Below are 12716 nucleotides of genomic sequence, written 5' to 3' on the forward strand. Positions count from 1 at the left end.
GACGATGTCATGACGGAGGATGACATCGCAAGCGCAGAAGACAAAGACGATACCGCCATCGAAGACGAAGACTTGCTCGAGGGAATTCCTGAAGAGGAGCTGAAGGCTCCTTCGGCCGCTGCGGCAACACTCCCCAAGATCAAGAACAACCGCTCTTCGCGTTCGCGCGTTCGTCGTTCCGCGGACACGTCGGTGACCATGCTTACCGGCGACCCTGTTCGCATGTACCTCAAAGAAATCGGCAAAGTCCCGCTGCTTACCCCTTCGGAGGAAGTCGACTTGGCCATGAAGATCGAGGCCGGCGTCGCCGCTACTGCCGAACTGGAGAAGGCGGAAGAGGAGGGCGTCGAGCTCGACCGTCGTGAGCGCCGTCGCCTGACCCGCGTGGAGCAGGTCGGTCTTGACGCGAAAGACCAGCTTATCGAAGCGAACCTGCGTCTCGTGGTCTCCATCGCCAAGCGTTATGTCGGTCGTGGCATGCTGTTCCTGGACCTCATCCAGGAAGGCAACCTCGGCCTGATTCGTGCGGTCGAGAAATTCGACTACACCAAGGGCTTCAAATTCTCCACGTACGCCACGTGGTGGATTCGTCAGGCCATCACCCGCGCCATCGCCGACCAGGCGCGTACCATCCGCATTCCGGTGCACATGGTCGAGACCATCAACAAGCTTGTCCGCATCCAGCGCCAGCTGCTGCAGGAGCTGGGCCGCGATCCCAGCCCCGAGGAGATCGGCGAGAAGATGGGCCTGTCTGCAGAGCGTGTGCGCGAGATCCAGAAGCTGAGCCAGGAGCCCGTGTCCCTCGAAACGCCCATCGGCGAAGAGGAGGATTCCCAGCTCGGCGACTTCATCGAGGATGACTCCGCCATCGTTCCCGTGGACGCGGCCAGCTTCGCTATGATGCAGGAGCAGCTTTCCAAGGTGCTCGACACCCTGGGCGAGCGCGAGCGCAACGTGGTCATCAAGCGCTTCGGCCTGGAAGACGGCCAGCCTCACACGTTGGAGGAGGTCGGACGGGAGTTCGGCGTCACTCGCGAGCGTATCCGCCAAATCGAGAGCAAGACCTTGGCGAAATTGCGTCATCCCAGTCGTTCTTCCAAGTTGAAGGACTATTTGGAAGACTAGTGCGCTACAATAGCGTGCGCAATTTGGGCCTGTAGCTCAATGGTGGAGCAGGGGACTCATAATCCTTTGGTTGTCGGTTCGAATCCGGCCGGGCCCACCACTTAAAACCGTGCCCCGTCAGGCGTTACGCGCTGGCGGGGCTTTTTCGTGTTCTCGGCTGCGGCCAGGCTCGGCCGCGCCGTGGCCGTTCGGATTCCGGTTTTCTAAAGCGTGCCGACGGGCCGCCGCGGGCCGAAGCGGATCGCGGACCTTGCCCGAACCGCCCTTTGCAACTTCTGAGACATGGATGAGGTAGGATAAGCGAGTCTTCTATATCGTTGGTTCGGATCGATGGTCCGAAAAGCCCGTTTTGCTGTCTTAAACAGCGTTTCGGACACGAAAATCAGTCGTTTAGACCATGCAAAAGTCGGTTGAGGATATAGAAAACTCGCAAGTCCTACCTCAAAGGGATCTTGCTCAGGTTAGACACATGGGAGAGAAAGGAATCTCTGCAGGAGCCGAGGGTTTCCTTCGGGGTTCAATATCCGCTGCGCTTCAAATCATGTGTGATAGCGGCGCTTTGGGAGAAGCACTCAAGGGCATCAGCCCGACACTTCTTGGTACAGTTGTTGCTCTGGTTTTGCAGACTACAAAGAACAGCATTCTCGTCGCCGCTGGAAAGATGACCACACAGCAGATGGGTGCGGCGTTCGTGGACATGGTTGTAGTGTCCGACGGATACCTTGTCGGAGCACATATCGGAGGCGTCATAGGTCAGGCACTCGGGTTCCAGCTTCCTGTTCTCGGGTACCTGCTGGGCAGCCTGATAGGAACCTCCTTCTGCGTCATCTACAACATCGGCAAGAAGAAGCTAATCTCGTTCTGTGTCGATACCGGGTTCACCTGTTTCGGACTGGTAGAGCAGAACTATGAGCTTCCAGAGGACGTGCTCCATGAGATGGGAGTAGCGACGATAGAGATACCGCGCACCAGAATCGAGACAACGGAAACCCCGAGGATTGCCATCAGTGCGTCGGAAATAAAGAGAGCGGACTACGATACAATCGATATCACCGTCCTGCGCCGAGGCGTTATTGGCGTAAACAAGGTCGGGTATGTTTTCTCATAACAGAAGAAATAATAGACTAAGGTGGGGTTATTACTCTGAATGGAAAAGAAAAGATCAAAAAAGAAAACCGCATTGATCGTCGTGTTATGCGCCCTTGTCCTATTGCTGGGTGCATGGCAGGGCTTTTGCGCATTTATATACAACGAGAACATCAATCAACGGTTTGAAAGCTACGAGCCGCTAGAGCTGCGTGTTGAAGACTTCGATGGACTGCAGTGCACGGAGTACAAGTTCCCCTCTGACAAGGGACAAATGCTTGCTGGGTACTTATACAGTGCAAGCAGCGATCCGCGCGGAATCATTATCATCGCCCACGGGTACGGGGGCGGCCACAACTCGTATATGGACTGCGCAAACTACTTTGCACAGCACGGGTATTACGTGTTTGCCTACGATGCCACCGGAAACGATGCCAGCGAAGGCGATGGCGTAGGCGGCTTCCCGCAAGGAGTAGTCGACCTCGATTATGCCATTTCGTTTGTGGAGGAGAGCGGGAACTTCCCCGATCTGCCGATAGGATTGTTCGGGCACAGTTGGGGCGGCTACAGTGTATGCAGCGTGCTTACCTACCATCCCGAGGTGAAAGCCGTCATCGAGTGCTGTGGGTGCAATCGCGCCTCGGATCTGTTTGAAGTGGGCGGCAGAGCGGAGGTGGGCGACGGAATCGAAGCCATGATGCCATTTGTGAGAAGTTACGAATGGTTCAAATACGGAAACTACGCAACCAATACAGCAATGGATGGATTCGAGGCAAGTGAAGCAGCGGTGATGGTTGCGCACAGCGAAGACGATGATGTGGTGCCTATGAGCTACGGCTATAACCTGTATTACGGGAAATACAAGGACGACCCACGGTTCACCTTCCTGCATTTCGAGGACAAGGGACATAGTGACTTTTTCATTGATGGTAATGACACTTATAAGGATGAGTTCGACGCCGAGTTTGACAAATGGTTCGAAACGCTTGGATACGACCGCGAAGCTGATGAAAACAAGGAACGGTTTGCAAAGGACAGAGCTGAATACATAAATACCCACCTCGATAGAGTAAGGTGGAGCAATCGGCTGGATAAAGAACTCTTCGATCAGTTCTTGGACTTTTACGATAGGAACATGTAGCTATGGCATCGAGTAAAGAGTATCTGGATTACATATTGGAGCAGCTTTCCGACTTGGAAGACGTATCCTGCCGCGCCATGATGGGCGAATATATCATCTACTACCGGGGCAAGGTCATCGGCGGCATTTACGACGACCGCTTTCTGGTGAAGCCCACGAAGTCAGCGCAGGCGATGATGCCGGATGCGGAGATGGAGCTTCCCTATGAGGGCGCGAAGGATATGCTTCTTGTTGATGGTGTCGAAAACCGGGAGTTCTTGGAAGAACTGCTGAAAGCAATGTATGTGGAACTCCCTGCTCCGAAGAAGAAATGATGAATGATTTCCGCTAACGAGATACCTATTTGTGGTATTCAGTGCTATGCCGGATGCGAACGTTATTGTCGTGGAGGATCTTCGAGACGCTCTTAGGTGAGATATCCAGCTCGGTTCCGATTTGCTTGGCATGCATCCTGTCGGCATACATCTGGAGGACACGCTCCACCAGCGCCGGACGGTCGATGACCTTGTTGGAAACCGTGATACCCTGCAGCCTCAGATGCCTGCTTATGGTGGAGCGGTGGCAGTCGAAGTCCCGGGCGAGTTCATAGACGCTGGCACCTTCGCTGTAACGTCGAGTAATTTGCAGGATTTCGTCGTCCGTGAGATCTTTTTGTTGCTGCTGTATCTCGGTGACGATATAATTAGGGTCGTAGGAAGTGTCTGTGATATTGGTGCTGACCAGCGGAAATGCACCGGAATCACTGGGATTCAGGTACTCAGGCTTGAGACTGATTAACCGGGGGGCAAAGTTAGAGTAGCGACTCAACAGTCCCACCACTTAAAACCATGCCCCGTCAGGCGTTACGCGCTGGCGGGGCTTTTTCGCGGCGCAGCTTGCGGCCAGGTTCGGACGCATCTTGGCCGCACATCTTTTCAGATGGCGTTCGGACGTCTGTTTCGAAGGCGTGCCGACGGGCTGTTCTGCATGAAGGGCGGTGGGTTCGTGCGGGGCGATTCCCCCGTCGGTTTACGAGCGGGCGGCGTCGCGCTCGACGCTGAGGTCTTCGAGAAGCCGTGCCATGCCTTCGAGCTCGTCCATGCATTCGAGCAGGCTGTCGTGTACGGCAAGCGCGGTATCGGGATGCTCGGTGGTGGAGGGCAGCGCCTCGATTGCCGCCGTGCATAAAACCAGACGTCGACGGATTCCTTCGGTAGAGCACGCAAGCACATGGACGGGATTTCGGTTCTCGCCATTGAACTTCTTCTCGTATTTAGGCAGGTTCTCGTGGATGGTCTTCTGTGTCGTGGGAGTTGTCGAGAATCTCATAGGACATCCCTTTCCGCCCCTCGGTGATGCATGTCGAGAGGTCTTCATGTGGTATAAGACTGTAATGCAACTATCGCGCAAATGCAGATTCTTTGAAATAGCTACGCATTTAGAAGCGTACGCGCTTCGAGAACCTTTCCAACACGCGACATTCCCCAGAGTTGTTTGCTCCGAATTGTACAGCGACGGGGCGGCAGACAGGCGGCGATGGGGCTGATACAATGCTCCGAAGATGAATCCTTTCGCACGAGGAGCCTGTTTTGAACGATTTGACGGAAACGTATCTGGATTTGTACCGGCAGCTTGAGACGATTGTCAGGGGCACGTACAGCTTGGATGACCGGGCGTCGGTGGTCACGTTTTTGAGGCGGCAGCCCCGTTACGAGCGTTGGCGGGACCGCATCGAGTACTGCGCCGATGTGCGCAACCTGCTGTCCCATCGGCCGAAGGTGGGCAGCGAGTTCGCCGTGCAACCGAGCCAGGAGATGGTCGACTTCCTCCAGCGGCTCATATTCGACATCCAGGGCGGGACGTCCGCGATGGACGCCTGCGTGCGCAAGGAAGACATGCTGACCTGCACGTGGGACAGCGATGTGCGGCCGGCCATCGAGGAGATGAACAGGCGTGGATTCTCCTATCTACCAGTGGTGGAGGACGGTCGCGTGACTGCGGTATTCGGCGCCGACTCGCTGTGCGCGTACCTTGCGGAATGCGACATCGTATCCTTCGATGAGCTGCGGTTCTCCGACTTGCGCGAATGGATGGGCTTCGATGGGCGCGACAGGATCGTGTTTCTGTTCCGGCCGCGCAACGCCAGCCTGGACAGCATCGCCCAAGACTTCGAAGATCAGTTTCACATCGGCAAGCGCGTCGGTGTGGTGTTTCTGACCAACTTGGGCAGGCAGGGCGAACGAGTGCTGGGCATGCTGACGGCATGGGATGTGTTGGGTCACGATGACGAATGATGCCAAACCCGACAACCTGCGGCCGCGGCCGACGAGCACCGGTCGTGCGGGTGCTCGGAACACCTCGGCTCCGTCTGGCGGGACGATTCGCGGCATCGGTTCGAGCGGCGGCGTTTTGCACCTTCGCATTCGCGATTCGTACGGCAAGTCCGGCATACGCTTTGCTTCTGATTTGAACGTCCGCATCGTGCAGCAGCTGGGTTCGGGCGGCCAGGGGCGCGTGGTTCTGGTGGCCGACGGATCGGGCCAGCGGTTCGCGCTTAAAACCTTCGAGAGCGAGCGGGCCATGCAGGTCGAATGGGAGGCCTTGCTTCTGCATGCCAACGAGCGCATCGCGCCTATGCCTTATGCCTGCGGGGTGCTGGCGACGAACCCGGCCGCCGCAGCGGACGCGTTCGTGCTGATGGAATACATCAGCGGAACGAACTTGGCATCTGAATTGGCCCACCCGAACAGGTGGCCGCTGGATCTGTGCCAGGCGCTCGAAACAATCGGTCCCGTCATCCGGTTCGCCGCACACGCCTGCGCCGCCCGCAACGTGCATGCCCACTGCGACATCAAACCGTCCAACATCGTGGTATCCGAAGGCGGGGTCCGCCTTATCGACTTCGGCATTTCCAAGGGGCCGGATGGGCGCGGCCTTGCCCGAGGAACGTACGGGTTTTCCGCTCCTGAACAGTACTTTCAAGAGGCAGGGCTGGGGGTTGGCACGGACGTCGACGCCGTTGCCCGCATAGATGCTTACAGCATCGCGGCCACGTTCTACGCGTTGATGAACAAAGGGAACCCGCCTGGGTATCCGGCCGTTGAGGCCGTGGCTGCCATGAAGTTTCCGGAGTTTCGACCGAACACGAAGCGCATCGTCGATGCGGAGCGGATTGCAGCTGAGGAAATCGCCCGCGAGACCGGGTTTCCCGCTGACGATTCTGCCGTGCGCTCGATCGTGCAGGCCGCATACCGCGACGTCGTCGAGCGCATGCGCAGCCTAATGGCCCAGGCCCTCGACAGCGACGCCTCGATGCGTCCCACGCCGCTGCAGCTGGAGGACACGTGGCCCATCCGTCCTGGCGAGTTTGCCGAAGAGGTCCGCACCCGCGTACGATATCTGGCTTTGAAGCATGCGAAGGAACGCTTGTCGTGGATGTCCGGCGTGTCTGAAATGCTGACTACCTTGGATGCGGCGGCCGAGGGCGTGTCGCTTCTGTTCGACGATGACGAGATGGAAGAGGCCATGGCCATCTCGGTGGACGATTGCCGCAAAGAGTTTCTGGCCCTCGATCCTGATAGCGAGGACTGCTTCGACCTGGCTTTCGGCATACTCGGGGTGCTGTGCATCCAGGAGCCGGATGATGTGGGCGGGGTTCTGAAGGCCGTGTCCTTCGGCAATGCGAAAATAACGCCAGCCACGCCTCAGGGCGAGCTGGCGCTTGAAATCATCGGTTCGCTTTTCAGCTAGGGCTTACAGCTCTACGGGATCCCAGCCGAAGTCCTGGTATGCCGTCACGTTCAGGCCGTTTTCCTGCACGTAGGCGCGGATGGCATCCGTGCGAATGCCGGCTTGCGGCTCTGCCGACAGGTCGGTCGCGGCAGCAATCTCATCTGCCAGCGCACTGTCGCCGCCGCAGATTTCGACCAGGCTGCCGTACCACCTCTCTCCGTCTTCGGCCACATCCATCGAGGTCACCTCGTAGCCGCCTTCTGCGGTTTTGGCGAGGTGCACGCATCCGGGGTAGTTGCCTCCGCAGGTGCATTCGAGTGTGGTGCCGTTTTGGTTGTAACCCAAGATCCAGTAGCTGCCCCAGCATTTGATGTCTTCGGCGTTCGATTCGTCGACGGCAACGGTTTGCACGACGGGAATCCATGTGTCAGGCGCTTCGTAGCCGGCTGAGAATTCTGCAATCAGGTAGTTTGCAATGTTTCCGTCGAGGGTGCTTGTGTCGCCTGCATAGGGCGGCAGCGGCTCCGCAGCGGAATCCTCGACCGTGGGGTTTGCGGCACCCGTGGATTCCGGGTCGGTGTCGCCTTCATTCTCCACGGCGTCTTCGGTCTTTGTAACGGTTTCCTTTTCTGTGGCGTTTTCGTCTTCTGCGGTGCCTTCGGACTCTTCGGCCGCGGGGGTGTCGCTGGTCGCAAGGCTGCCGCCGTCTTCCTTTTCGGCTGTGCTTGCCGAGCAGCCCAGGCAGGCCATGCCCAAAGCCGCGGCTACGGCGAATGCGACCATCGTCATCATCGGTTTGTTCATAAGCACCTCCAAACCTTGTTTTGCCTGAACGGTATTTTACGTCTTGCGCCCGTGAGTCTCCCTCAAACCGCCAATGGGTTTTCAGCTACCATTGCTCGATGGCCCGCCGAATGCTCCGGTCGATGTCGATGCGGGCCTGGCGGCATTCCTTCGTGTAGCCTTTCGCCTCCCGAAAGATTCTGGTGAGCAGAAAGTCGAACCCTATGGGCAGCATGGTCTTCACCATGCCTTCCGGAAAGACGAAATGCGTCCCGTGCTCAAACAGGTGCGATTCCCAAGAGCAGGTGTGCGGGCGCTCCGCCAGGCGGGCTTCCATGCGCCGGATGTAGGTGCAGGTGTCCCAAAGGACGTCGTCCTCGGCGCCGACGAACACGATGTGCCCGTGGATGTTCTCCACTTTGATCCGTTCATCCTCCTGCACAGGATGGCGGCGCTCCGACTCGTCGAACAGAGGGCGGGACACGACCATGTCCTTGCGCTTTTTCGATTCTGCCTGGATGTTTTGCCAGTATTCAGGGTGCCTGTAGGCGTAGGGGAGGAAGGGCAGCTGCTCGCCACGCCAGGTCAGCGACGATTCGAAGTCGCCTGGACGTTCCGTCATGCCGTCCAGGCCGTCCCGATAGAACCCTTCCATCACGAAGTCGGGCGGGGTCAGGGCGATGGTCAAGGTGATGTCGGGGATGAGCGATGCGGCAACCAGGGCGAGCATGCCGGTGGTAGACGCGCCCACAACGCCGATTTTCTCGAAGCCGTGGGATTTGAGGAATGCGACGGCCGATTCGACGCGCTCGACAGGGTAGCTGTGGTGGCCGTAATCCTTCTTTTCGGGGGACATGGTCACTACGGGGATGCCCAGCCCGTGCAGCCACTTCACGGCGCAGCGGGCCATGTAGTCGTCGGGGTCGTCGCCGATCATACCGATGACAGCTTTTGATCCTGCCTGTTCAAGCGGGTAATACGTTCCGTAAAAGCCTTCTTCGGCCACGGTGCAGTGCTGTGCGTTCATGCTTCTCGTTTCCTTAGGGGGTCGGTGTGCGAATGTGTGCGCATGCGCTTTCGGGCAGATGATACCAGAACAGAAGACGTCTATGACGTCGTGGGCAATCGCGCCGCTCAGGAGGTGTCGCGCTGCAGAGGCGATCGTTCCGTCTGGAGGCAGTCGGTCCGCCTCGGGTGGCTACATCATAATTCCACGTCGAAGGGCCGATGGACGGTGGTACAATGCACTCGCGCCAAGCGAGGGCGGAGTTTTGAAGACGTCTCCACGGTTGGCGGGATTTTTGAAAATGGGTCTTGCGCCCGCTGGGCTTTATCGCTAATATTACGTCTTGCGTTTGACGCAATGGGCGTTTGGCTCAGGGGGAGAGCGCTTCCTTCACACGGAAGAGGTCACAAGTTCAAATCTTGTAACGCCCACCATATTCCTCGGTAGCTCAACGGCAGAGCCCGCGGCTGTTAACCGCGTTGTTGTAGGTTCGAATCCTACCCGGGGAGCCAGAAACGATACAGGCCAGGCAGAAATGTCTGGCCTGTTTTCTTTTCGCGTCAAAAAAGTGGATTTAGGGTTATGGGCCTTCCCTTTGCTGTTCTTCTCGCCTCGCGACCGCATACGCATCGCCCCTTCTGTTCACGCCTTATTTTGACCGCAGCGCCGTTTTGCCTGATGAATACCCAATTCTGCATGTCATAGTGCAATTATGCCATGCGGGCGGTTTTTACGAGCGATGGGAGGACCCAATGGAAAAACGGACGAACTTCGTACTACACGCCGCAATCGCGTTTGTGCTGGGATGCCTGCTATTAGGCTCTGCTGCCACCACCTACGCATACGCCGATGAATGGAAAAACGAATCCGACGGCTGGCACTGCTACGACGACTACGGCTGGGAGTATGCCGACGGCGTTTTCTGGATCGAACCCGACGGCGCCTATTACTATTTCGACGCTAACGGCGTCATGCAGAGAAACTGCTGGAAGAACACCGACCTGGGCTGGATGCACTTCGAAAAGAACGGCAAGGGTACGAACGGTTGGTTGAAATCAGGTGGCAAATGGTATTACTGCCTCGACGGGATGATGTCGACCGGCGCGGTTTTCGACGGCACGGCCTGGTATTTCATGGGTGACGACGGGGTTTGGGACACCACGCCCGGTTGGCGCAGCTTCAAGGATTTCGAAGGCACAAAATACTGGACTTACGTCGATACGAACGGGAGAATCCACGAGGGCTGGCTGAAGTTCGGCGGCAAGTGGTACTGCATCGACCAGGGTATCATGGCCACCTACTGGCTGTGGTGGGGCACGGAAGTGGACGGCAGCTACTATTACATGGGCACCGACGGCGCCATGCGGACCGGCTGGATCAAATGGGTCGACGAAAACGGCGACACCATTTGGAGCTATCAGGACAGCAACGGCAGAAGCCATGAGGGCTGGCTGAAGTCCGGCGGGAAGTGGTATTACTGCATCGGCGGTGACATGGTTTCGAATGACTGGGTGAAAGACGGCGGGAAATGGTACTGGTTCCCCGCGAACGGCGTGATGCAGACCGGTTGGGCGAAAATCGGCGGCTCGTGGTATTACTTCAGCGGCGGTGGAGTGATGCAGACCGGCTGGCAGAAGATCAGCGGAAGCTGGTACTACCTGGGCACGAACGGCAAGATGGTCACGGGCACGCAGACCATCGGCGGCAAAACCTATACCTTCAGCAGCTCGGGCGTCTGGATGCAATAAGGCTCGCTTGGGAGCATTCGAAGCAACGTGGCTCTATATTAATACTCGGTCGCTCTCAAAGCTTGCACGGGTTTGAGCTGTTGCGCCTGGGGCCGCGGCTGCGCCAAGGGCGGCACGTCCCCTCGGAAAGGTGGCGCGTCAGGGCTGCGTAATGGTAGAATCAAACCAGCTTCAAGGGGGGCGCAACGACGTTTAGGAGGCAACTATGAAGTACATCTGCGTTTGCGGCTGGATCTACGATCCCGAAATCGGCGATCCTGACAACGGCATTGCTCCAGGAACCGCCTTCGAGGACCTGCCCGAGGATTGGGTTTGTCCCGAATGCGGCTTGGACAAGGACAATTTCGAGCCGTACGAGGAATAATTCGGCTCTTAAAACCGATTGAAAAGGGCGTGCCTGACAAAGGCGCGCCCTTGTCTGTTCAGGGGCAAAAGACCATGGGGAAGGGGCTGTACGGCTCGAGAGGTGCGTATTTCGTCGATATTCGTGAAATACTCGCCGAACGCGACTCTGATGTGGCAATATAAACCAACTTATGTATACGGTCCTGAGAGGAACACACCATAGATGAAGCATGCTAACGTAGAGGAGCCGGCTGAGGACTTCGCAGCCGTCAATCCTGCGGGCATCCAGGGCTCGATTGCTGGTTATTCGCGCGATTCCTACGCGGGTAGGACTTCGCAGAAAAATGGCAAGGGTGGCCGTGTTGCCCTGATCACATTTGGAATATTCGCCGCTATCGCAGGGGCTGCGTATGGTGCCGGCGCATATTATTTCGGCAACCATTTCTACCCGAACACCACCATGGGTCCGCTGGATCTGTCTCTGGCCACCCATGAAGAGGTCATCTCCCAAATCGAGGATGTCGAATCCTACTATTCCATCAACGTGAAGGGCGAAGGCATCGACTTCAACATCACGTCCGCTGACGGCGGCATCGATTTGGACGCGGAAAGCGTGGTTAAGGCCGCTGCCGATACGGTCGATAAATGGAAGTGGCCCGTCCAGGTCATGGATGACCACGACCTGACCGAAGTGCTGGTGGCTTCTTCCTCAGGCGACGTGCTGAGCGGATACGTGGCCGAACAGGTGGCCACGTTCAACGAGCCGCAGACGGTTTCCGAGGACGCGTACATCACGTACAAAGACGCCGAAGACGCCTTCGTCATCGTGGACGAGGTATACGGCACCCAGATTAACCCCGATGCTGTTCTGGCCAAGGTGGAGTCTGCCATCGTCACGCTGGACGAAACCTGTGAAGTGACCGAAGACGACCTGATTAAGCCCCAGGTGCTCGCCACCGATGAAACGCTGGTCGCCAACTGCCAGGCGGCAAACGACATCGTCGCCTGCGATGCGCTGCTCGTTTCGGACGTGACCGGCGCCGAAATCACCCGCGTCAACGCCGACGTGGTCAGCCAGTGGGTGGTCTTCGACGAAAGCGGCGTGCCGTCGCTTGACGAAGCAGCCATGACCGAGTGGGCATCGGGTCTTGCTGACGGCATGAGCACCATCGGCACCGAGCGCACCTACGAACGCCCCGACGGGAAGACCGTTACGGTGTCGGGCGGCGATTACGGCTGGAGCATCTCTTCCGACGCTATCGTCGAGGCCGTAACCGATTCCGTCCTGAATCACGTGAGCGGCGAGGTGGACATCGAAGCCACCAGCTCGGGCAACGGCTATGTATCCGAGAATCGCGACTGGGGCTCCTGGGTGGATGTGGACTTAAGCGAGCAGCACGCCTACCTGTATGACGCATCGGGCAACCTGCTGTGGGATTCGCCTATCATCACAGGCAAGACAGACGGCCACCAAACGCCGACGGGCGTGTACTACCTGAAGGCCCATCAGACCAATGTCGTTCTGAAGGGCCAGATCGACCCGGAGACGAATGAACCGGAATACGAGTCGCACGTGGAGTACTGGATGCCCTTCATCGGCAACGCCGTGGGCATGCACGATGCGCCATGGCAATCCGACGCGGCGTTCGCCGATCCCAACGCGTACACCTACCGGGGATCCCACGGATGCGTGAACCTGCCGCCCTCGAAGGCAGAGGCGCTGTTCGGCCTCATCGACGTGGGGATTTGCGTCGTCTCTCATTACTAGAAA

Annotated in this window: 13 protein-coding genes and 3 tRNA genes; 12 read left to right on the forward strand and 4 right to left on the reverse strand. The window is 57.7% G+C overall.

What is annotated here, in order from left to right:
• Positions 1–9: 9 nt before the first annotated feature.
• From rpoD to SHEL_RS04635, 5 genes are all read left to right on the forward strand, one after another.
• Entirely contained in the window at positions 10–1125 is a 1116-nt protein-coding gene (gene rpoD, locus SHEL_RS04615) for an RNA polymerase sigma factor RpoD (protein WP_126513878.1), read from the forward strand.
• Positions 1126–1150: 25 nt separating this feature from the next.
• A tRNA-Ile gene (locus tag SHEL_RS04620) sits at positions 1151–1225 on the forward strand.
• Positions 1226–1594: 369 nt separating this feature from the next.
• Positions 1595–2233, forward strand: a complete 639-nt coding sequence (locus SHEL_RS04625; protein ID WP_050749529.1) for a hypothetical protein — start codon at positions 1595–1597, stop codon at positions 2231–2233.
• Positions 2234–2272: 39 nt separating this feature from the next.
• Positions 2273–3352: an alpha/beta hydrolase gene (locus tag SHEL_RS04630; RefSeq protein WP_041422492.1), complete on the forward strand. Its 1080-nt coding sequence runs from the start codon at positions 2273–2275 to the stop codon at positions 3350–3352.
• 2 nt (positions 3353–3354) lie between these two features.
• Complete coding sequence (locus SHEL_RS04635; protein ID WP_012798090.1) at positions 3355–3666, forward strand: TfoX/Sxy family protein; 312 nt, start codon at positions 3355–3357, stop codon at positions 3664–3666.
• A gap of 25 nt (positions 3667–3691) precedes the next feature.
• Here SHEL_RS04635 and SHEL_RS04640 read toward each other — a convergent pair whose 3' ends face one another.
• Both SHEL_RS04640 and SHEL_RS04645 read right to left on the reverse strand, forming a co-directional pair.
• Entirely contained in the window at positions 3692–4159 is a 468-nt protein-coding gene (locus SHEL_RS04640) for a helix-turn-helix domain-containing protein (protein ID WP_012798091.1), read from the reverse strand.
• Between the two features lie 201 nt (positions 4160–4360).
• A complete protein-coding gene (locus SHEL_RS04645; protein WP_012798092.1) occupies positions 4361–4660 on the reverse strand; it encodes a hypothetical protein in 300 nt (99 codons plus the stop codon).
• Positions 4661–4920: 260 nt separating this feature from the next.
• Here SHEL_RS04645 and SHEL_RS15075 point away from each other — a divergent pair, with 260 nt between their 5' ends.
• Both SHEL_RS15075 and SHEL_RS04655 read left to right on the forward strand, forming a co-directional pair.
• Positions 4921–5625: a CBS domain-containing protein gene (locus tag SHEL_RS15075; RefSeq protein WP_012798093.1), complete on the forward strand. Its 705-nt coding sequence runs from the start codon at positions 4921–4923 to the stop codon at positions 5623–5625.
• Positions 5615–7081, forward strand: coding sequence for a protein kinase domain-containing protein (locus SHEL_RS04655; protein WP_012798094.1), 1467 nt, complete (start codon positions 5615–5617; stop codon positions 7079–7081). Before SHEL_RS15075 ends, SHEL_RS04655 begins: the two co-directional genes overlap by 11 nt.
• Before the next feature lie 3 nt (positions 7082–7084).
• Here the strand turns inward: SHEL_RS04655 and SHEL_RS04660 are convergent, their stop codons facing one another.
• Positions 7085–7867: a hypothetical protein gene (locus SHEL_RS04660; protein ID WP_012798095.1), complete on the reverse strand. Its 783-nt coding sequence runs from the start codon at positions 7865–7867 to the stop codon at positions 7085–7087.
• An 85-nt stretch (positions 7868–7952) separates the two neighbouring features.
• On the reverse strand, positions 7953–8873 hold the full coding sequence (locus SHEL_RS04665) for an acyl-CoA thioester hydrolase/BAAT C-terminal domain-containing protein (protein WP_012798096.1): 921 nt from the start codon (positions 8871–8873) through the stop codon (positions 7953–7955).
• Positions 8874–9211: 338 nt separating this feature from the next.
• On the opposite strand from SHEL_RS04665, the gene SHEL_RS04670 reads away from it, so the two are divergent.
• The 5 genes from SHEL_RS04670 (at position 9212) to SHEL_RS04690 (ending at position 12713) form a co-directional block, all read left to right on the forward strand.
• Positions 9212–9286 (forward strand) — tRNA-Val (locus SHEL_RS04670).
• A 3-nt stretch (positions 9287–9289) separates the two neighbouring features.
• A tRNA-Asn gene (locus SHEL_RS04675) sits at positions 9290–9364 on the forward strand.
• A gap of 240 nt (positions 9365–9604) precedes the next feature.
• Positions 9605–10600: an N-acetylmuramoyl-L-alanine amidase family protein gene (locus SHEL_RS04680; protein WP_012798097.1), complete on the forward strand. Its 996-nt coding sequence runs from the start codon at positions 9605–9607 to the stop codon at positions 10598–10600.
• Between the two features lie 205 nt (positions 10601–10805).
• Complete coding sequence (gene rd / locus SHEL_RS04685) at positions 10806–10964, forward strand: rubredoxin (RefSeq protein ID WP_012798098.1); 159 nt, start codon at positions 10806–10808, stop codon at positions 10962–10964.
• 204 nt (positions 10965–11168) lie between these two features.
• Positions 11169–12713, forward strand: a complete 1545-nt coding sequence (locus tag SHEL_RS04690; RefSeq protein ID WP_012798100.1) for a L,D-transpeptidase — start codon at positions 11169–11171, stop codon at positions 12711–12713.
• Positions 12714–12716 lie beyond the last annotated feature (3 nt).

The sequence above is a fragment of the Slackia heliotrinireducens DSM 20476 genome (assembly GCF_000023885.1).
Classification (GTDB): domain Bacteria; phylum Actinomycetota; class Coriobacteriia; order Coriobacteriales; family Eggerthellaceae; genus Slackia; species Slackia heliotrinireducens.

What these genes read in the sequence shown, in the direction of transcription:
- SHEL_RS04665 (WP_012798096.1), bottom strand. Translation starts at nt 8,873, where the DNA reads ATGAACGCACAGCACTGCACCGTGGCCGAAGAAGGCTTTTACGGAACG.
- SHEL_RS04690 (WP_012798100.1), top strand. Translation starts at nt 11,169, where the DNA reads ATGAAGCATGCTAACGTAGAGGAGCCGGCTGAGGACTTCGCAGCCGTC.
- SHEL_RS04630 (WP_041422492.1), top strand. Translation starts at nt 2,273, where the DNA reads ATGGAAAAGAAAAGATCAAAAAAGAAAACCGCATTGATCGTCGTGTTA.
- rpoD (WP_126513878.1), top strand. Translation starts at nt 10, where the DNA reads ATGACGGAGGATGACATCGCAAGCGCAGAAGACAAAGACGATACCGCC.
- SHEL_RS04680 (WP_012798097.1), top strand. Translation starts at nt 9,605, where the DNA reads ATGGAAAAACGGACGAACTTCGTACTACACGCCGCAATCGCGTTTGTG.
- SHEL_RS04625 (WP_050749529.1), top strand. Translation starts at nt 1,595, where the DNA reads ATGGGAGAGAAAGGAATCTCTGCAGGAGCCGAGGGTTTCCTTCGGGGT.
- SHEL_RS04660 (WP_012798095.1), bottom strand. Translation starts at nt 7,867, where the DNA reads ATGAACAAACCGATGATGACGATGGTCGCATTCGCCGTAGCCGCGGCT.
- SHEL_RS04645 (WP_012798092.1), bottom strand. Translation starts at nt 4,660, where the DNA reads ATGAGATTCTCGACAACTCCCACGACACAGAAGACCATCCACGAGAAC.
- SHEL_RS04655 (WP_012798094.1), top strand. Translation starts at nt 5,615, where the DNA reads ATGACGAATGATGCCAAACCCGACAACCTGCGGCCGCGGCCGACGAGC.
- SHEL_RS04635 (WP_012798090.1), top strand. Translation starts at nt 3,355, where the DNA reads ATGGCATCGAGTAAAGAGTATCTGGATTACATATTGGAGCAGCTTTCC.
- rd (WP_012798098.1), top strand. Translation starts at nt 10,806, where the DNA reads ATGAAGTACATCTGCGTTTGCGGCTGGATCTACGATCCCGAAATCGGC.